Origin of the sequence: Streptomyces sp. NBC_01013, from assembly GCF_045162765.1 — a bacterium.
Classification (GTDB): domain Bacteria; phylum Actinomycetota; class Actinomycetes; order Streptomycetales; family Streptomycetaceae; genus Streptomyces.
Genome location: NZ_CP108687.1, coordinates 7,635,811 through 7,654,654 on the forward strand (window position 1 = coordinate 7,635,811; position 18,844 = coordinate 7,654,654).

The window sequence follows — 18,844 nt, forward strand, 5'->3', positions numbered from 1 at the left end:
AAAGCAATCCCCGTCGGCGTTCCGACTGCGGCGAGGGTCGGCTGATCGGGTGGACAACCGGTCGCAAGGGGGTCCCCTGGGACGAGAGGGGTCTGCCGTCCGCCGACGGGGCAAGTGCTTCGGCCGCGTGCCGGCCGCAGTCCCGGTGGTCGCAGCAGGCCGCCGCTGCGTGCCCTGGGTGAGGGTGCGGCCGGTACGGACGGGGTCGTTGTCCGCGGCCCCGGTGGGCGGTGGGCCGTCCGGTCAGCCTGAGCGTGAGCCTCACGTGGGTTTCCGCTCCGCAGCCCTAAGGGCTGCCCCGCAATCCCCTGGCGGACGCACGACGTCAGCTACGGCACCTCACCGCGTTGCCGAAACGCCCGAATACAGCCAGGATGCGGGCGCCTCTCCGCCTTGCGATGCACCGCAGCCGACGCCGCGCGCTGATCCACCAGGAATTGCGGGACAGCCCTTAGCGTGGCCCCATGACGAGACATCAGGATATGGGGCAGCGAGCAGCCGTGATGCTCTGTGTGACCGCGGCGCTGATGGGACCGGGAAGCCTGGCCGGGGCAGCGATCGGGACGCCGGCAGCCCGGCCGTCCTCGCGGCCCGGTGCCCTCGTCTACGTCGCCGACCTCCACTCCGACACGGTCTCGGTCGTCGAGCCCGGCAGCGGCATGGTCGTGGGCACCGTTCCCGTCGGGGACGGGCCGGACAGCGTGGCCGTCAGCCCGGACGGCTTCCGCGTCTACGTCACCAATTCCGCGGCCGATACCGTATCGGTGATTGATGCCCGTACCCGGACGGTCGTCGCCACCGTCGCTGTCGGGGACGAACCGAGCAGAGTGACGGTCTCTCCTGACAACCGGAACGTCTACGTCGCCAACGTCGGATCGGACAACGTGTCGGTGATCAGTACCCGCACCCGTGCCGTGACGGACACCATCCCGGTGGGTGATGCCCCGCTGGGCGTGGCGGTGACACCCGACGGATGCACCCTGTACGTCGCCAACGCCGCGTCCGGCACCGTCTCAGTGGTCCGGACCGCCACCGGAGCGGTCACCGGCACCATCCCTGTCGGCAGCGGACCGACCGCCCTGGTGCTCACCCCCGACGGCCGGCACCTGTACGTCTCCAACCTGACCTCGGACGACGTGTCGGTGGTCGACGTCCACGACGGCGCGGAATCGGACCGCATCCCGGTCGGGGACCAGCCCGCGGGAATCGGGATGCGACCGGATGGCCGCCAGGCATACGTCGCCAACATCGGGTCCGACAACGTGTCCGTGATCAGCACCCGAGGCCGTGCCGTCACCGGCACCGTCGCAGTGGGCGACGGCCCCAACGGCCTCGCTGTCAGCCCGGGCGGCTCCCTGGTCTACGTCAGCAACTTCGACTCGGACACCCTCTCGGTCATCGACACCTCGACAGCCCGCGCAACGGACACAGTGGCCGTGGGCGACGGGCCGACCGGCGTGGCAGCGGCGGAAGGAAAGAGGGCCCGACCCGGGTCCGAACACCGCGCCGGTGCGGCTCGCCTGAGCACGTGAGGCCGCGCCGGCCGGGGCTTCCGGGACACCGGTGGCGGTCTCGCTGACGACCCGGCTCCGCCGCGGTTGAACCGCACGAAGTCCACCACAGCCGAGGTGACATGTGTGCGGCGGTAGACCCGCAGGCCGGAGAATCAGGTCGACGGCACAGCCGCTGGGACTTCCGGGTGTCCTGTCGAGATCGCTTGGCTCCCGCTCATGACCGTCCACTCGTGCTCAAGCCGGGTACGGAAGCCTGACCGACCGCGGCAAGCAGAATGAGCGGCAGTTCCTTGTCGCCCTGGCCGAGCGCCAGCGCAAGCCAACGATCGCCGTCAGGGAGCGGCCACACCCGCATGGTGACGGCTTGTTGGCTGAGGTAGTTGAGCGGCTCAGGTGCCGGCTCTCCCTCGCAGCCGGCATGGAGATACGGTCCGAGGTCCACGACGAACGCGTTGCCCCACCGAGTCGTCAGGCGCACAGACAGGTCGTCGAGGCACCCCTGTAGTTCGGCTTCGGCCTCGACCCAGGCCTGCCCGTCGTCGTCATCCCAGAAGTCCCGACTGACCTGCAGATCGCGCACATGATGCTCCGGCCCACCTCCTCCGGAAGCCTCGATATAGGCCGCCTCCGGGAACGGTCGCACGGCCAACGCGTCAATCGTCGAGAGGTGTTCCTCAGTCGTCATGAGCGCAGGCTAAGGGCTCGCGCTGACATCCACCTCCGACCATGCGCGCCAACCGGGACCGGCCGGACAGTTCCTGGATGTGAGTCGCGCAGGCGTGCCGAAGAAGGTGCGGGCAGAGGTAGGTGACCGGGCCGGCCGGGCAGTTCGCGGCCGCCCCGTGGAGCCGGCGCCCGAACGTTGACGGTGTGATCGCCGGTGCGGTCGGCAGGTTCGGCGCCGCTGTCGCCTGGGCTTCCGCTCGGACGGCCACAGGGGCGCCGACGGGTGCGTTTCGGGCGGGATCGTGTGCTCGATCCGGCCTTCTTGCTGCGCCGGCACCGACCTGCGATTCTGTGCCGGTGCCAGGACAGGGGAAGAGGCGACGGCGGCAGGACGCAGAGCGGCAGCGGCTTGCCGCTCGCACGGCGCCGGACCTGGGACGGTGGGAAGTGATCTTCGAGACCGGGGACCAGACGGAGCTTCACGCCCATCTGCGCACACTCCGGGAGGCAGGAACCGACGAGGCGACGATCCGGATCGACACGCTGTGTGGCCGCCTGGAGCAGCCGACCACGTACCGGCTGAGCAGGTTCACGGCGGACGGCCGAGGAGCCTCCGGTCTCACATGACCGGTCGTACCCCGGGCCCCTCACCTTCACTGATGGCCGCCGGGGCCCCTACGAGCTGTCCGTGCGATCACGGCACGCCTGTCCTACGGGATCTGCGCCACGAATTCTGGGGCGAGATGGTCGAGCTATAGGGTCCATCCGGGGGTGACCATGACCAATCGCGGCTGGTACGACGACACCGAGTACCGCGATGCAGTCCAACAGGCCGAACGGGCTACGCGGTTCGGCTGGGCGGCGATCGCTGGGACGGCGGGAGCACTGGGCTGCGCAGTGATCGTCGTGGTTGGGCTCTGCGTCGTCGCAGTCGTTGCGTGCCTATACGTCGTGGTGGCGATGGACCACTAGAAACCGGAATTGGATCGTGTGACTGCTCCATGTCCGGGGCGTTGTTATGGGCACGGGGCGAGGTGATCTAACTGATGCCGAGTGGGAACAACTGCGGCCGTTCCTGCCGGTCAGTAACGGGCGTTGTGGCAGGTGGCGGGATCACCGGCAGGTGATTGACGGAATTTTGCACCGGGTGCGGACCGGGGTGCCCTCGCAGCCACTCCTGAGGTGCGCGCCCTGACGGCCGGGAGCACTCGGACAGCGCGGCGCACGGGTCCCGGTCGGAAGCGGTTTCGGTCATCCGCTGATTGAACCGGCACGCGGTGCAAGGAGCAATGCAGCGACCGTCGAACGTGCCGCCGATCGAGTCACACAGGAGCATCGACCGAGGAAGTTGTCAGTGGTCGATGCGATCCTGCTGATATGGACGAGATCATGCGGCGACGCGTATACGGCGCCGATCACGACGACCCGGATCCGGGCCCCCAGCCGGGGCGGGTCTACCGGGAGCTGGTGGGCGGCCCGCTCGACGGGCTGCTGCTGGACGTGACCGGCTGGACGAAGGTGGCCTTGGCGGACGGGTCCGCCCTGATCACCGAGATCGGCGCCTACGGGGCGGGCGGCAGGGCCGAGTACGGGCCGCGGGCGGAGGATTCATACAAGTGGGATTGGCGGGGCGACACGCCCTAAGGGCCAAGGCCGTGAAGTTAGGGCTCGGGGGACGCCAACGTGTGGGGTCTGATCTGGTGCGATCCGGGACGTGAGAAGCGGAGCCCCGGTAGAACTGGCAGTCGACCAAGACAGCCGTTCACAGCACCGGAGGCTCCGCTGTCCGATCAGTGTGTCATCACGCGTGAAATCACGGTAGCCAAGGGCTTGTTCGCTCCTGGGCATCTGGGGGAACTCACCCGGATCGTCCCGTTCGAGATGGTCGATGCGGCCCTTGTCGAAACGGGTGCGGTCCAGCAGCGGCTGCGGAAGATTCCTGCCCGGGTGGTGGTCTACCTGCTGCTGGCCGCGGCCCTTTTCGACGACTGCGGCTACCTGGCAGTCTGGCGCAAGCTCACCGCCTCGCTGGAGGCGATACCGGTCGCGAAGGTCACCGGCACAGCGCTCTGGAACGCCCGGACCCGCCTGGGGGCGCGTCCCATGCAGGCCCTGTTCGACCTGTTGCGCGGGCCCGCGACAGCGATCCGTACCACCGGCGCCCATTTCAAGGGCCTGCTGACCGTCGCGATCGACGGCACCTGCCTCGACGTCCCCGACAGCCCACTGCACCGGGCCCGTCTGGGCGGGATCACCAACCAGTACGGGACCTCCGGCTACCCGCAGATCTGCCTGACCGCGCTGGTGGCCTGCGGCACCCGCGCGGTCCTGGACGCTGCCTTCGGCCCCCGCTCCAGCGGCGAGAGCGCCTACGCCAAGCAACTGGCCCGCTCCCTGCACGCGGGAATGATCGTCCTTCTCGACCGGGGCTTCTCCGGCAATCCGTTCCTGACCGCCGTCGCCGGCACCGAGGCCGCCTTCCTGGCCCGTATCTCGGCCGCCCGCAAGCCCCCGGTCCTGGCCCGCTTCGACGACGGCTCCCACCTCTCCCGCTTCGGCGGCCTCGAAGTCCGCATCATCGAGTGCGAGATCACCATCATTACCAGCCAGGGCCGCACGACCGGCCTCTACCGGCTGGCCACCAACCTCCTCGACCACCACCGATACCCGGCATCCAACCTGGTCAGCCTCTATCACGAGCGATGGGAAGTGGAATCCGCCTACTTCGCGATCAAGAAGTCGATGCTGGGCCGACGAGTCCTGCGCTCTCAGACCTGGGCAGGCATCACCCAAGAGGTCTATGCCCTCCTGAGCGCATACCAGGCCCTGCGGATCGCGATCGCCGACGCCACCGGGACCACACCCGGAGCAGACCCCGACCGGGGAAGTTTCAGCGTCGCACTACGATGCGCCCGCGATCAGATCGTCCGAGCCGCAGGCATCATCGCCGACTCCGTCATCGACCTCGCCGGAACGATCGGCCGAGCCGTCCTGGACCACCTCATGCCCGCCCGCCGCCTCCGCGTCAGCCCCCGAGCGGTGAAACGACCCCTATCCCGATACGCATACAAAAGCCTCAGAGTCGACCGGCGCACCTACACAGCCACCCTCAACATCAAGATCTTGACGCCAACGACCAAGCCTTAACTTCACGGCCTTGCCCTAAGGGCTGTCCGCAGCGAGAAGAAGTCCCGCCGCCTCGTCGTCGTCGACTGAACCACCTTCCTCTGGAAGGCCGGTCACCGGCGCTAGAGGGGCAACGGGCCTGCTCAGAGCTGCCGCGAAGTGCTGGCCGTGCGCGCTGGACGGCCGGGGGCAGCTGGAGATCACCTTCCGAGCGGCGCCTGGCCGGCTGCTGCGTTTCGGCGCGGCGGGTAGGGCAGGCGCCTGCCTCAACCTGCACGAGCCCGGCACCGTCCGTGCGCTGCTCGACGAGGCGGTGTCCATCCACGGGCTGGGACACCGATGACCCCGCGCCTCGGACGGTCGACGGCTGGTCCTCCTCCGCCGCGGCACCGGCTCGCAGGCCCGAATCCGCCGCGCACCCGGAACAGGACAGCACCCGCCCGACAGGGCCCGGCTGACCCGGCTGTCCGTGCCGCTCACCCGGCCTGCTCCCGGACGTCAGCGACCCCGGTCCGCGGACTGCTGCGGTACGACCACCAGGAATGCGTCCTGTTCCAGGTCCATCACGACCTCCGCGGCCACGCCCTCGCCGCGACGAGCCGCGGCGAACTCCTCCGCGGGCCAACTGCCCCGCGGGCCCCCGGCGGGAAACTGCTCAAGTACGGTGCGACGCACGGTCCACCCCCTGTCGTTCGTTCTGCTGTCCGCTCCAACGACGGCCCCACCGTCGCCGTTACGGCCGGATACCGCCCTGGCGGGAGCGACGGGCCGTCCTGTACGGGAAGACGCCCGCCGGCTGCCGTGCACTGTTGCGTTCGCGCATCGCCATCGCCACAGTCGTGTTTTCACGGCAGGGTGTTGCGGGCAAGCCACTGGGGGCTACGGAAGAGGGGGAACCGTGATCGTCTGGATCAACGGTGCGTTCGGCGCGGGCAAAACCAGCGCCGCGCGTGAACTGATCGATCTGATCCCGAACAGCACCTTCTATGATCCGGAACAGACCGGCACGGGGCTGAGATCCCTGCTGCCGCAGAAGAAGTTCGCCGAGGTGACCGACTTCCAGGATCTGCCGATATGGCGGCGTCTGGTGGTGGACACCGCGGCCGCGTTGCTCGCCGAGGTCGGTGGGGTGCTGGTGGTGCCGATGACGCTGCTGCGACAGGAGTACCGCGACGAGATATTCGGAGGGCTCGCCTCCAGGCGCATTGCGGTGCGCCATGTACTGCTCTCACCTGAGGAAACGATCCTGCGCCAACGGATAGCCCACCGCGCGCTGTTCCCCGAGGATCCGGAGAAGGTCGACGGGACCGGGCAGTGGGCGTACGACCGCATCGAGTCCTACCGTTCGGCGCTCGGCTGGATCAGCCGGGACGCGTACACCATCGACAACAGCGCACTCTCACCTCGCGGAACGGCCGAGCTCATCGCCGAGGCCGTGCGCACCGGGAGCGCCCCGGCCTGCGAAATCGTCCAGACACCCGACCCCACGGCGGAGACCGTCGCGGCCGGGGTGCTGCTCTTCGACGAACACGACCGGGTGCTGCTCGTCGACCCGACGTACAAGCCGGGCTGGGAGTTTCCCGGCGGTGTCGTGGAAGCGGGCGAAGCACCGGCACAGGCCGGTATCAGGGAGGTGGCCGAAGAGATAGGAATCCAGCTCGAACGGGTGCCCAAACTCCTCGTCGTCGACTGGGAGGCGCCACAGCCGCCCGGGTACGGAGGGCTGCGGCTGATCTTCGACGGCGGGATGCTGCCGGGAGCGGACGCCGAACGGCTGGTGCTTCCCGGTTCCGAACTCCGGGGTTGGCGGTTCGTCACGGAGGACGAGGCGGCCACGATGCTGCCCCCCACTCGGTACGAACGGCTGCGCTGGGCGCTGCGCGCCCGCGAGCGCTCAGCCGTGCTCAATCTGGAAGCCGGAGTCCCGGTCGGCTGAGGCACGCATGACCGCGACCGCGTCCATGGTCAGGGGATCGCCGTGACCGAAGCAGACCGTGGCCGCCTCCAGCGCGGCCAGCCGCCGGAACGAGGCCACGGCCTGCTCACGGTCGATGTTGAAGACACCCAGCATCACCCGCCCCGCACCGGCCACGCAGTCACCCGTGAACAGCACCCGGTGCAGAGGCAGATGGAGGCCGATGGACCCAGGGGTGTGACCGGGGGAGTGGACCACCCGCGCCCCGCCGCCGAACGGAAGCACCGCGCCGTCGGCCAGTTCCGTATCGACCCGGGTCGGCGGGGCCACGGGCACGGTCAGTCCGTGCGCGTACAGCGGGCGCTCCCAGTCGAGAAGCTCCGGATCGCCGATCTGCACCTCGCCGCGGATCACCGGCGCGTCGAGCCGGTGCGCCAGGATCTGCGCACCGTGGCGGTCGGCGAGCTCCTGGGCCGCGCCGTAGTGGTCCCGGTGCCCGTGAGTGATGACGATCCGGGTGATGCGGGCGGGGTCGAGACCGAGCCCGCGCACCGCGTCCTCGATCGCGGGCGCCGCGTTCACGTCGCCCGCGTCGATCAGGGTCAGCTCCGTCCCGTCGCGCCAGAGGTAGGCCTGGCCGATCGGGAACCGGAACATGTGCAGCTGGGGAAGCACTTCGACGAGATCCATGCACCGAACGTACGCAGTCGCGGGCGCCCGCCGCACGGGTCTACGCTCAGGGCGAGCTTCGCTCAGCGCGGAACGGGCGGGCGCGGAACCGGCCCCTGTCCCACCTGTTCCGCACCCGCCCGTCGGGCCGCTCAGGCGGTTCTCGAGGCGGCGTAGTTCTGCAGGAAGAGCGCCTCGGCGACCGAGAGCCGCTCCAGTTCCTCGGGGGACACGCTTTCGTTCACCGCGTGGATCTGCGCCTCGGGCTCGCTCAGCCCGATCAGCAGGATCTCCGCCTCCGGGTACAGCTCGGACAGGGCGTTGCAGAGCGGGATCGAGCCGCCCATGCCCGAGGACTGCATCTCCTGACCGGGGTACGCGATCCGCATGGCCTCCGCCATCGCGGTGTACGCCGGGCTCGTGACGTCCGCGCGGAACGGCTGTCCCTGGCCGACCTGCTCGACCGACACCCGGGCGCCCCACGGGGCGTGCGCCCGCAGGTGTGCGGTCAGCAGCTTCGTCGCCGCCGCGGCATCCTCGCCCGGGGGCACCCGCAGGCTGATCTGTGCCCGTGCACTCGCCTGCACCGAGGGCGTCGCGCCCACCACCGCGGGGCAGTCGATTCCGATGACCGTGACCGCGGGCCGCGCCCAGATACGGTCGGCGACCGTACCCGTGCTGATCAGTTCGACCCCGTCCAGGACCTTGGCATCCTTGCGGAATTCCGCCTCCGCGTACTGCAGGCCGTCCCACTTCGCGTCCGTCGTGAGGCCGTCGACGGTCGTCGTGCCGTCCTCTGCGCGCAGCGACGCCAGGAGCTGGATCATCGCGGCCAGGGCGTCGGGTGCGGCGCCGCCGAACTGGCCGGAGTGCAGGTTTCCTTCGAGCGTGTCGAGCTGCACCCGCAGCATCGTCATCCCGCGCAGCGTCGACGTGACGGTCGGCAGACCGACCCGGAAGTTTCCGGTGTCGCCGATCACCACGGTGTCCGCCGCGAGCAGCTCCGGGTGCGCCTGCGCGTACTGCTCCAGGCCGCCGGTGCCCTGCTCCTCCGAACCCTCCGCGATCACCTTCACGGAGACCGGGACCCCGCCGTTCGCCTTGAGTGCGCGCAGCGCCAGGAGGTGCATGATGAAGCCGCCCTTGCAGTCGGCCGAGCCCCGGCCGAACCACCGGCCGTCACGCTCTGTCAGCTCGAACGGCGGGGAGAGCCAGGCGGACTCGTCGAGCGGCGGCTGCACGTCGTAGTGCGCGTAGAGCAGAACCGTGGGCGATCCGGCCGGGCCGGGCAGGAAGCCGTAGACGGACTGGGTGCCGTCCGGGGTGTCGAGCAGGGCGACATCCTGGAATCCTTCGGTGCGAAGCGCGTCGGCGACCCATGCGGCGGCCGCCTCGCACTCGCTCTTCGGGAACACCGCGGGATCCGCCACCGACTGGAAGGCCACCAGCTCGGTCAGCTCCGCCTTGGCGCGGGGCATCAGCGAGGCGACGGTCTCGGAAATCGGATGGGCGGTCATGGGCACGCTCCTCGTAGGTGCGACGTTATGTGTACGTATCCGGGTACATGAACGCCAGGAGTGCGGCGTTGCAGGTACGACGGAAGTCCGGCCGATCCTCCCACAGCAGGGTCCGGCCGCAACGCGCCGTAGGATGCCGGGAGCAGCTTGGGCCACTGGTCGGATCGGGAGCAGAAGCACATCGTGAGCAGCGAGAACGCAGACGTCGGACATGAGCACGAAGAGTCGTCCGTGTGGGACGTCGTCGTAGTCGGCGCCGGACCGGCGGGAGCCTCCGCGGCATACGCGGCGGCGGTCGCCGGCCGTCGGGTACTGCTCCTGGAGAAGGCGGAGCTGCCCCGTTACAAGACGTGCGGCGGCGGCATCATCGGGTATTCGCGTGATTCGCTGCCGCCCGGTTTCGAACTGCCCCTGCAGGACCGGATCCACGCGGTCACGTTCTCGTTGAACGGCAGGCTGGCACGTACCCGCCGCTCCAGGCGCATGCTCTTCGGACTCATCAACCGCCCGGAGTTCGACGCGGGGCTGGTCGAGGAGGCGCAGATGGCCGGTGCCGAACTCCGCACCGGGGCGACGGTCTCCCGGGTGGAGCAGCACGGTGCCGCGGTGCCCGACCGGCGCACGGTCGCGGTGGTGTTGTCCGGAGGCGAGACGGTCCTGGCCCGTGCGGTCGTGGGCGCCGACGGCAGCGCCGGCCGTATAGGAGCACATGTCGGGGTCAAGCTCGACCAGGTGGATCTCGGTCTGGAGGCCGAGATTCCCGTGCCGGAGACGGTCGCGGAGGACTGGGCGGGCCGGGTGCTGATCGACTGGGGCCCCATGCCCGGCAGTTACGGCTGGGTGTTCCCCAAGGGGGACACCCTGACGGTCGGTGTGATCTCGGCGCGCGGTGACGGCGGCGGCACCAAGCGGTATCTGGAGGACTTCATCGCCCGGCTAGGCCTGGCCGGCTTCGAGCCGAAGATCTCCTCCGGCCATCTGACGCGCTGCCGCAGCGACGACTCGCCGCTCTCGCGCGGCCGGGTGCTCGTATGCGGGGACGCGGCCGGTCTGCTGGAGCCGTGGACCCGTGAGGGCATCTCCTTCGCGCTGCGTTCGGGACGGCTCGCCGGTGAGTGGGCGGTGCGTGTGGCGGAGTCTCACGATGCGGTGGACGCCCGCCGCCAGGCGCTCAACTACGCGTTCGCCATCAAGGCGGGGCTCGGCGTCGAAATGAGCGTGGGACGGCGCATGCTGAAACTCTTCGAGCGTCGTCCGGGCATGCTGCACGCGGTGCTGACGGGCTTCCGCCCCGCGTGGAACGCGTTCGCAGGCATCACGCGGGGGACGACCTCGCTGGCCGAACTGGTCCGGTCGCACCCGCTGGCGCAGCGCGCGCTGTCGGCGATGGACCGGTAGGGGCTGTCCCGCAATTCCTGGTGGATCGGCGTGCGGCGTCGGCTGCGGTGCATCGCAAGGCGGAGAGGCGACCGCATCCTGGATGTATTCGGGCGTTTCGACAACGCGGAGAGGTGCCGTGGCTGGGGTCGTGCGCCTGCCAGGATTGCGGCAAGCCCCTAAGGGCTGCTGGCGACGCACCACGGGGCCGGCCGGGCCGGGTACGGCGATCCGGCCGCGGACCGTGCTCGCCTGTGCGGCCGCGGCCCACAGCCTGCCGCGCGCACACCTCGGATACTGCGCAGCACGGGGTCAGCTCTCGATGGTGATCCGGAAGACGGGGTGGTCGGGGCAGGCCGCCAGGAGTTCGGCGTCCGTCGACTTGGCCGTGACGCCCTGGAAGTACTGGTTGACCTCCCAGCCCCAGCGCTCCAGGTAGGCGCGGACGATGGTCATCTTCTGTTCGTCGTCCGCGATCTCCACGGCCGTGAAGGCCCGGGTCCTGCGGCCCACCCGCAGCTCGCCGCCGCCCGCGGCCCGCATGTTGCGCACCCATTGCGAGTGCCCCCGGGCGGAGACGAGGTACTGCACGCCCTCGTAGGTGTGGAGGTTCACAGGGATGCGCTGCAGCTGTCCACTCTTGCGGCCCCGCACCGACAGTTCCTGCGAACCGAGCAGGCTGACCCCGTGCCGAGCCAGCCAGCCGATGGCGCTGTTCATCCGGATGGCGAACGGGCTTCCCTGAAGGTAGTAAGGCTGCGACATGGGGACCCCCACGGTTTGGGAGAGCGGTGCTCTCGCTTGAGATCAGTGTGCACGGGACTCGTGCTCAAAAGCAAGAGCACTGCTCTCGTTATTGGTCGGCGCTCTCACTTCATGGCAGACTGGCCGTCATGAGCGCTATCCGGGGAGCCAGGGAACGGGCCCGTATCGAGGTCACCGCCGCCATCAAGGACGAGGCAAGAGAGCAACTCGCGGCGGAAGGTGCGGCAAAGCTCTCCCTGCGCGCCGTGGCACGCGAGCTCGGCATGGCGTCGTCGGCGCTCTACCGCTACTTCCCCAGCCGCGACGAACTGCTCACCGCCTTGATCGTCGATGCGTACAACGCCGTCGGCGAAGCCGCCGAGCACGCCCACCGGGTGGCGGTGGAAGGGGCAACGGAGGCCGCATCCCCCGCCCGGCCGCCTGCCGAGGCCCCCGCATCCCCCGCCCGGCGGCCTGCCAAGGCCCCCGCATCCGCGGCTCATCTGGCCCGCTGGGTCGCGGTCGCGTGCGCCGTACGGGAGTGGGCTCTGGCGCACCCCCACGAGTACGCCCTCATCTATGGGTCGCCCGTGCCCGGCTACACCGCACCGCAGGCCACCATCGGCCCCGCGTCCAGGGTGGCCCTCGTCCTGCTCGCCGTCGTGGAGGACGCGCAACGCGAAGAGGGGCTCGCACTGCCGCCGCTCGCCGAGGAGCTGCGTCCGGAGGCCGAGCGGCTGGCCGCCGACCTCGCCCCAGGTCTGCCGCCGGCCGTGGCTGCGCCTTTCGTCGCCGCGTGGTCCCAACTCTTCGGTTTGCTGTCGTTCGAGATCTTCGGCCAGTTCCACCGCGTCGTGGAGGCCCGTGAGGTCTTCTTCCGGCAGGCCGTGACGGAGCTGGGCCGTACGGTGGGCCTGCTCGGCGGCCGCTGAGGCGAACGGGGCCCGTCAGCGGGCGCTCGCCCCGTTCGCCGTACTCCCCGGGGAGTACGGGTGATCACCACGCCCGGCGGACGCCGGGGCGCAGGTGCGCGGTCTAGCGTGGCCGGCATGGAAGAGCAGCGCGCGCAGACTGGCGGCGATCCCCCCGGGAACGAAGGCGGACCGCCGCGGCGAGCGCCCTGGGCGCGTGGCGGGCCGGGCGGGAAGAAGACCGGCACGCGGAGCTCGTGGGGCTTCTGGAGCAACGGGGAGCCGCCGCGCTGGCTGACGGGCACCCAGGGGAGGTCCACCGGCCGGCTGCCCTGGGCGTCAACGATCCTGCTCGGTGTCGTCGTCATGGTCGGCTCCACGCTCGCGGCCCGCGGACAAACGGACGACAAGGCCCCGCTCGACCTCTTCGCCAGGCTGCTCCTCCTCGGCGCCGTGGCGGTACTGCTGGTGCGCCACCGTCACCCCGTCGTTTCCGTCTTCGGGACCTCGGCCGCGGCGATGGTCTATCTCGGCGCCGGTTACCCGTACGGCCCGGTCTTCCTGGCTGTGGCCGTGGGCTGTTTCAGTGCGGTCGTCGCCGGACACCGACGGGCCGCGTGGTCGGCGGTCGCGATGGTGTGGGCGGGCCACCTCGTGGTGGCGCACTGGCTCTACCGCCGACTGCCTCCCGACGGCGATACCGCGCCACCCTGGGGGCAGGAACTGGGCGTCGCCGCCTGGGTGGTGGCCATCATCGCGGCCGCCGAGTTCGTCCGCGTACGCCGCGAGCAGTGGGCAGCGCAGCGGGCCGAGCGGGAACGTGCGGAGAGACGGCGGGCCGACGAGGAACGGCTGCGGATGGCCCGGGAGCTCCACGACGTCCTCGCGCACAGCATCTCCGTCATCAACGTCCAGGCAGGTGTCGGACTCGCCCTGCTCGACACGGACCCCGAGCAGGCCCGCACAGCGCTCACCACCATCAAGGACGCCAGCAAGGAGGCGCTCGGCGAGGTACGGCAGGTCCTGGACACCCTTCGTACGCCCGGCGACGCGCCGAGGGCGCCGGCCCCCGGACTCGACCGGCTTCCCGAACTGGTCGAACAGGCCGCGAGCGCCGGACTGACCGTCACCGTCGGCACGGACGGTTCACGCGGTGCCGTACCACCCGGCGCGGACCTGGCGGCCTTCCGGATCGTTCAGGAGGCCCTGACCAACGTGGTGCGGCACTCCGGTTCACGTACCGCGGAGGTCCGGGTCGGCTACGGGCCGGGCCGCATCATGCTCCGCATCGACGACGAGGGGCCCGCCACCGGCACGGACGCCGGGGGCAGCGGCAACGGACTGGCCGGGATGCGGGAACGGGCGGCGGCCCTGGGTGGCACGATCGAGGCGGGGACCCGGCCCGGCGGCGGTTTCCGGGTACGGGCCGAACTCCCGCTGCCGGCCGGCGGTTCGGGCCGGGCGGCCCACCCGAAGGAGGCACCGTGATTCGCGTACTGCTCGCCGATGACCAACTGCTGGTCCGGGCGGGATTCCGGGCTCTGCTGGACGCCCAGCCGGACATCGAGGTCACGGGCGAGGCCGCGGACGGCGAGGAAGCCGTCCGTCTGGTGCGTGAACTGCGGCCGGACGCCGTGCTGATGGACATCCGGATGCCCCGGCTCGACGGTCTCGCCGCGACCCGCGCCATCACTCAGGACTCGGCGCTCGACGGAGTGAAGGTGGTGATGCTCACCACCTTCGAGCTCGATGAGTACGTCTTCGAGGCGATCCGCTCCGGAGCCTCCGGTTTCCTCGTCAAGGACACCGAGCCGGAGGAACTGCTGCGGGCCGTCCGGGCGGTGGTCGGCGGGGACGCGCTGCTCTCGCCGGGCGTCACACGACGCCTGATCGCCGAGTTCGCCGCCCGGTCCAAGGAGCCGGTCGCAGCGCCCGCACTGAGCGAACTGACCGACCGGGAAAGGGAGGTGATGGCCCTGGTCGGCATCGGCCTGTCCAACGACGAGATCGCCCGCCGCCTCATCGTCAGCCCGCTCACCGCGAAGACCCACGTCAGTCGGGCGATGGTGAAGCTCGGCGCCCGGGACCGGGCCCAGCTGGTCGTGCTGGCCTACGAGTCGGGGCTGGTACGCCCGGGCTGGCTCGGCTGATCCGGCAGTATCGGGGCGCGCCCGCCGACCTCGCGCTCCGTGGCGCGGCGGCCGAATCGCCACAGCACGTCGACGACGCGACCGACGAAGACCAGTGCGGCCACGACGGTCGCGGCCACGAGCAGTCCCGGGCCGACACCGCCGCCCGGGCCCGGCAGGAGGGCGGGGGCGCACACCGTGACGAACGCGACCCCCGCCAGCAGGGATCCGGTCAGCACGGCGAAGCCGATCTCGACGGTCACGGCGTCACGGTCCGCCTGGCTTCGGTGTTCCATGTCCGAAGTGTCACAGGCGCGCTGCTGGGCGGACAAGCCCGCCCGCCGCGTGTCCCAGCCGCCCGGGGACCTCTCAGGATCAGATGACCGAGGACCTCTCGCGCCACAGCCGGGCGAGATCCGGGTCACCGGTCACCGTGAGAGCCGTGAGCGGCCGCCGGTTCCAGAGCGTGAGGTAGAGCTCCTGGGCGGTGGCACTCAACTCACAGTCCACGGGCGGCATTACGGAGGAATCATCATCCTCGCGCACGGCTGCCGGCGGCTCGGTGGAGAGCCGTACGGTCCACACGCTTGCGGTGTCCGTCGCCCGCACGCGCAGCGTGCGCGGCACATCGGTGCGCACCCTGCTCTTCGGGCGGGCGTGGAATCCGCGCAACAACTCGTCGATGCCGTCCGCCGCGTGAGCGGACGTCACGGGGGAGAGGGCCCCGCCCCGCGCGGACTCCGCGTCCACCCGGTGGATCGCCGTCTCGTGCGCCTGCCGCCGCGCCCAGAAGGCCAGGGGCGACGGCGCCGCGAAGAAGGTCCAGCACTCCAGGTCCTCAGGTGCGCGCTCCAGCGCCTCCACCAGGAGCCGGTGCCCCGTGCGGAAGCGGTCGAGGAGCGCGGGCCCGTCCAGGTCCGGCTCGCCGGCGTCGGGGACGTACGAGGTGTGGCCCTCGGTGACGAACGCGGCCGCCCAGGTGTGCACCATCGCGGTGTGTCTGAGCAGGTCGCGCACCTGCCAGCCAGGACAGGTCGGCACGGGCGCTCCGGTCCCGGCCTCCTGGGCCGCGTCCGCCAGCAACCGGCCCTCGGAGGCCAGGGATTGTATGTACTGCGTGATCTTCATGGCAGGGATTGTGCCAGGGGAGGCCGGCGGATCAGGCGCCCTGGGGGCGGGCCCGGCGGGTCCTGCCGCGGCTGCCGCGCATCAGTCGCGCGAACCAGCCGAGTGCGAGCGACTGCGCGAGTACGGACACCACCAGCGCGAGGTAGACGAACCAGGCCGGCCCGGCCGTCTCCGCGCCCAGCATCGAGCTCCCGATGAGGAAGACGAAGACGGTCGGCGCAGCCAGGACGAAGAGCCACACCCCGGCGAAAGAGGCGTCCTCGTGGGCGACGAACAGCGTGTCCACGGCGACGAACACGGTGGTCGCCACCACCACACCCAGGTAGACCAGCGAAACGGCGTTGCCGAACGTCAGGCGGGCGAGCGCGTGGATGTGCTGCTTGGTCAGGACCGGCTTCTTCATGGCGTGCTCCCCGTCGACGTCTGACCCCTCCCGCGCGGACAGCCGGCGGGAGGGGTCGTTACGTCCCCATCCTGCGACGGGAGAACCGTTCCTGCCTGAGTACGGCTACTCACTCGCTCATGCGTGCGCCGCGTTGCGAGCGCCGTAACCCAGTGCCGCCGCGGCCATCGCCAGCAGTGCCACCGTCGTCAGAGCCACGGGCAGGGAGAACCAGTCGGCCAGGAAGCCGATCGCAGGGGGGCCGAGCAGCATGCCGCCGTAGCCGAGCGTCGAGGCCGCGGCCACTCCGCCGGGACCGGCCAGCTCCCCGGCCCTGCCCACCGCCACCGGGAAGATGTTCGCCAGGCCGAGCCCGGTGACGGCGAACCCGAGCAGGGCGAGCCAGGTGGTCGGGGCGAGCGAGCCGAGCAGCATCCCGGCGGCCGCGGTGCCGCCGCCCGCGACCAGGGTGCGGGTCTGCCCGAGCCGTTCGAGCAGTACCGTGCCGGAGAGCCGCCCCGCCGTCATCGCGAGCGCGAACAGGGAGTAGCCGGCTGCCGCCACCCCGGGGTGGGCGTGCAGGTCCTGCTCCAGGTGGAGGGCGCCCCAGTCGGCCAGGGCGCCTTCGCCGTACGCGGTGCAGAGCGCGATCACGCCGAACAGGATCACCACACGGCGCGCCCGTCCGTCCGGGCGCCGCTCGCGCGCCCCGCCGTCGGCGGCCGTCGGCGCGGCCTTCAGTGACGGGTACCGCAGCAGGACCGGGCCCGCGAAGGCGGTGACGAGCAGTCCGATTCCGGTCAGGCAGAGCAGGTGCGCGGAGGGTGAGAGGCCGCCGGCGACCAGACCCCCCAGTCCGGCGCCGATCATGCCGCCGAGGCTGAACGCGGCGTGGAAGCTGGGCATCACCGGGCGCCGCAGAGCGGCGACCAGATCCACCGCGGCGCTGTTCATCGCCACGTTCATGCCGCCGTACGCGGCGCCGAACACCAGCAGCACCAGTCCGAGGGAGAGTGCCGAATGGGTCCGGGCGGGCAGCGCGATGCTGAGCGACAGCAGGATGCCGCAGACCACGGCCACCGGATGGCTGCCGAAACGGCGGCAGAGCCGGCCGGTGAGCATCATGGTGATCACGGCGCCGGCGGATACGCCGAGAAGTGCGAGGCCGAGGGTGGAGGCCGAGGCGCCGGTCTGCTGCTTGATGGCCGGGATGCGGACCACCCAGCCGGCGAAGAGGAACCCGTCGAGGGCGAAGAACACGGTCAGCGCGGTACGGAGGCGTGTCGATGAAGGTGGGGCGGTGTTTCCGCCCGGTCCCCCCGGCAGGGCCGTCCGCAGTTTGTTTAGTTGCGGCACAAACTCAGCATAGGGGCCCGCGGACGAGGGGCGCAAGACGGCCGCCCACCTGGCACGCGCGACGTGTCATGGCTGACCGCCCCATGCGGTGGAGCCGGGCAGTGCGGGGGAGAAGACGGGCGCTGCGGCGTCCGCGCCACCTCCGGATCATGGGAGACTCGCCCCCATGAACGGCAAGGTGACCACCACCCGGACGAAGTTGGAGAGGGGCCGCAGCGCGCTCGGACCCGCGCTGGAGCTCGTCCACACAGGACGCGCGCCCACCCGCGCCGTCCTCACCTCCGAGCTGGGCGTCACCCGTGCCACCGCCGGCGCGGTCGCCGCGGAGCTGGAGGCGCTCGGCCTGATCCAGGTCGACTCGAGCCCCGGCTCCGCCGCCGGTTCGCAGGGCCGGCCCTCGCACCGGCTGGCCGTGCGTGAGTCCGGCCCGGTGGCCCTCGCCGCTCAGGTGCACGCGGACGGATTCCGGGCCGCGCTGGTGGGGCTCGGAGGCCGGCTCGTCGCGACCGCCCCCGGCTGTGTCACCATCACGGCCGACCCCGCCCAGGTCATCGGTGAAGTCGTGGACGACTGTGCGCGATTGCTGCGCGACAGTGGCCTGCGATGCGTCGGGGCGGGCCTCGCGGTGCCGTCCGCCGTCGCCGAGCCGGAGGGCACCGCCCTCAACCCGCTCCACATCGCCTGGCCCGCAGGCGCCCCGGTACGCGAGATCTTCGCCACATGCGTCCGCGAAGCGGGCATCACCGGCCCGGCGTTCACCGGCAACGACGTCAACCTCGCCGCGCTCGCCGAGCACCGCCACGGGGCCGGTCGCGGAGCCCAGCATCTCCTGTGCGTCGCCACCGGCCACCGCGGTGTCGGCGGCGCGCTCGTCCTGGACGGCCGTCTGCACACCGGGAGTTCGGGCCTGGCCCTGGAGGTCGGCCATCTCACGGTCAACCCCGAGGGCCGCCCCTGCCACTGCGGCGGCCGTGGCTGCCTCGACGTCGAGACCGACCCGCTCGCCTTCCTCGTCGCGGCCGGGCGGGCACCCGGCCCCGAGGAGTCGCTGCTCAAACAGTCCGGGGACCTGCTGCGCAACGAGTACGACGACGCGGCGGTGCGCAACGCCGCCGAGGAACTGATCGACCGACTCGGCCTCGGGCTCGCCGGACTCGTCAACATCCTCAACCCGGACCGCATCATCCTCGGCGGCCTGCACCGCGCCCTGCTGGACGCCGACCCCGAACGGCTGCGCGCGGTGGTCGCCGACCGCAGTCTGTGGGGGCGCAGCGGCAGCGTGCCGATCCTGCCGTGCACCCTCGACCACAACAGCCTGGTCGGGGCGGCGGAGCTGGCCTGGCAGCCCGTGCTGGACGACCCGCTGGGGGCGCTCGCCTGAGGGCGCGGCGGCGTGTTGCGCCGGCCCCG

19 protein-coding genes and 1 pseudogene are annotated in these 18,844 nt (G+C 71.0%); 11 read left to right on the plus strand and 9 right to left on the minus strand.

The genetic code is table 11. From position 1 onward, the window contains the following. Positions 1–464: 464 nt before the first annotated feature. Complete coding sequence (locus OG538_RS33140) at positions 465–1,532, plus strand: beta-propeller fold lactonase family protein (RefSeq protein WP_406099212.1); 1,068 nt, start codon at positions 465–467, stop codon at positions 1,530–1,532. 196 nt (positions 1,533–1,728) lie between these two features. On the opposite strand, the gene OG538_RS33145 is transcribed toward OG538_RS33140, so the two are convergent. Continuing rightward, positions 1,729–2,199, minus strand: coding sequence for a hypothetical protein (locus OG538_RS33145; protein WP_406099213.1), 471 nt, complete (start codon positions 2,197–2,199; stop codon positions 1,729–1,731). Positions 2,200–2,627: 428 nt separating this feature from the next. Between OG538_RS33145 and OG538_RS33150 the strand changes: the two genes are divergently transcribed. The 4 genes and pseudogenes from OG538_RS33150 (at position 2,628) to OG538_RS33165 (ending at position 5,327) form a co-directional block, all read left to right on the plus strand. After that, positions 2,628–2,807, plus strand: a complete 180-nt coding sequence (locus OG538_RS33150) for a hypothetical protein (protein ID WP_406099214.1) — start codon at positions 2,628–2,630, stop codon at positions 2,805–2,807. 391 nt (positions 2,808–3,198) lie between these two features. Continuing rightward, positions 3,199–3,357: pseudogene (locus tag OG538_RS33155) on the plus strand (transposase); the annotation flags it as partial. 200 nt (positions 3,358–3,557) lie between these two features. Beyond that, positions 3,558–3,824, plus strand: coding sequence for a hypothetical protein (locus OG538_RS33160; RefSeq protein WP_406099216.1), 267 nt, complete (start codon positions 3,558–3,560; stop codon positions 3,822–3,824). Between the two features lie 186 nt (positions 3,825–4,010). Further along, a complete protein-coding gene (locus OG538_RS33165) occupies positions 4,011–5,327 on the plus strand; it encodes an IS4 family transposase (RefSeq protein WP_406089271.1) in 1,317 nt (438 codons plus the stop codon). Positions 5,328–5,804: 477 nt separating this feature from the next. On the opposite strand, the gene OG538_RS33170 is transcribed toward OG538_RS33165, so the two are convergent. After that, positions 5,805–5,981, minus strand: coding sequence for a hypothetical protein (locus OG538_RS33170; protein ID WP_393054614.1), 177 nt, complete (start codon positions 5,979–5,981; stop codon positions 5,805–5,807). Positions 5,982–6,204: 223 nt separating this feature from the next. Between OG538_RS33170 and OG538_RS33175 the strand changes: the two genes are divergently transcribed. Next, on the plus strand, positions 6,205–7,242 hold the full coding sequence (locus OG538_RS33175) for an NUDIX hydrolase (protein WP_406099217.1): 1,038 nt from the start codon (positions 6,205–6,207) through the stop codon (positions 7,240–7,242). Here OG538_RS33175 and OG538_RS33180 read toward each other — a convergent pair. Continuing rightward, positions 7,201–7,911 (minus strand): MBL fold metallo-hydrolase, encoded by a 711-nt coding sequence (locus tag OG538_RS33180; protein WP_406099218.1) that lies wholly within the window; start codon positions 7,909–7,911, stop codon positions 7,201–7,203. The two genes, OG538_RS33175 and OG538_RS33180, sit on opposite strands and share 42 nt — an antisense overlap. 131 nt (positions 7,912–8,042) lie before the next feature. Then, complete coding sequence (locus OG538_RS33185) at positions 8,043–9,407, minus strand: dipeptidase (RefSeq protein WP_406099220.1); 1,365 nt, start codon at positions 9,405–9,407, stop codon at positions 8,043–8,045. Positions 9,408–9,590: 183 nt separating this feature from the next. Between OG538_RS33185 and OG538_RS33190 the strand changes: the two genes are divergently transcribed. Further along, positions 9,591–10,805: a geranylgeranyl reductase family protein gene (locus OG538_RS33190; protein ID WP_406099222.1), complete on the plus strand. Its 1,215-nt coding sequence runs from the start codon at positions 9,591–9,593 to the stop codon at positions 10,803–10,805. 291 nt (positions 10,806–11,096) lie between these two features. Here the strand turns inward: OG538_RS33190 and OG538_RS33195 are convergent, their stop codons facing one another. Then, positions 11,097–11,549, minus strand: coding sequence for a nitroreductase family deazaflavin-dependent oxidoreductase (locus OG538_RS33195; protein WP_406099224.1), 453 nt, complete (start codon positions 11,547–11,549; stop codon positions 11,097–11,099). A gap of 128 nt (positions 11,550–11,677) precedes the next feature. On the opposite strand from OG538_RS33195, the gene OG538_RS33200 reads away from it, so the two are divergent. The 3 genes from OG538_RS33200 (at position 11,678) to OG538_RS33210 (ending at position 14,589) form a co-directional block, all read left to right on the plus strand. Further along, positions 11,678–12,460, plus strand: a complete 783-nt coding sequence (locus OG538_RS33200) for a TetR/AcrR family transcriptional regulator (RefSeq protein WP_406099225.1) — start codon at positions 11,678–11,680, stop codon at positions 12,458–12,460. 117 nt (positions 12,461–12,577) lie between these two features. Then, a complete protein-coding gene (locus OG538_RS33205; RefSeq protein WP_406099226.1) occupies positions 12,578–13,927 on the plus strand; it encodes a sensor histidine kinase in 1,350 nt (449 codons plus the stop codon). Beyond that, positions 13,924–14,589, plus strand: a complete 666-nt coding sequence (locus tag OG538_RS33210; RefSeq protein ID WP_406099227.1) for a response regulator — start codon at positions 13,924–13,926, stop codon at positions 14,587–14,589. The genes OG538_RS33205 and OG538_RS33210 overlap by 4 nt, the downstream gene beginning before the upstream one ends. Here the strand turns inward: OG538_RS33210 and OG538_RS33215 are convergent. From OG538_RS33215 to OG538_RS33230, 4 genes are all read right to left on the minus strand, one after another. After that, positions 14,550–14,864 (minus strand): DUF6332 family protein, encoded by a 315-nt coding sequence (locus OG538_RS33215; protein WP_406099228.1) that lies wholly within the window; start codon positions 14,862–14,864, stop codon positions 14,550–14,552. The genes OG538_RS33210 and OG538_RS33215 overlap by 40 nt on opposite strands. 79 nt (positions 14,865–14,943) lie before the next feature. Beyond that, positions 14,944–15,696, minus strand: a complete 753-nt coding sequence (locus OG538_RS33220; RefSeq protein WP_406099229.1) for a maleylpyruvate isomerase family mycothiol-dependent enzyme — start codon at positions 15,694–15,696, stop codon at positions 14,944–14,946. Positions 15,697–15,727: 31 nt separating this feature from the next. Next, positions 15,728–16,099: an SCO4225 family membrane protein gene (locus OG538_RS33225; RefSeq protein ID WP_406099230.1), complete on the minus strand. Its 372-nt coding sequence runs from the start codon at positions 16,097–16,099 to the stop codon at positions 15,728–15,730. Between the two features lie 117 nt (positions 16,100–16,216). Continuing rightward, entirely contained in the window at positions 16,217–17,434 is a 1,218-nt protein-coding gene (locus OG538_RS33230; protein WP_406099231.1) for an MFS transporter, read from the minus strand. A 166-nt stretch (positions 17,435–17,600) separates the two neighbouring features. On the opposite strand from OG538_RS33230, the gene OG538_RS33235 reads away from it, so the two are divergent. Continuing rightward, on the plus strand, positions 17,601–18,815 hold the full coding sequence (locus OG538_RS33235) for an ROK family protein (protein WP_406099233.1): 1,215 nt from the start codon (positions 17,601–17,603) through the stop codon (positions 18,813–18,815). Positions 18,816–18,844 lie beyond the last annotated feature (29 nt).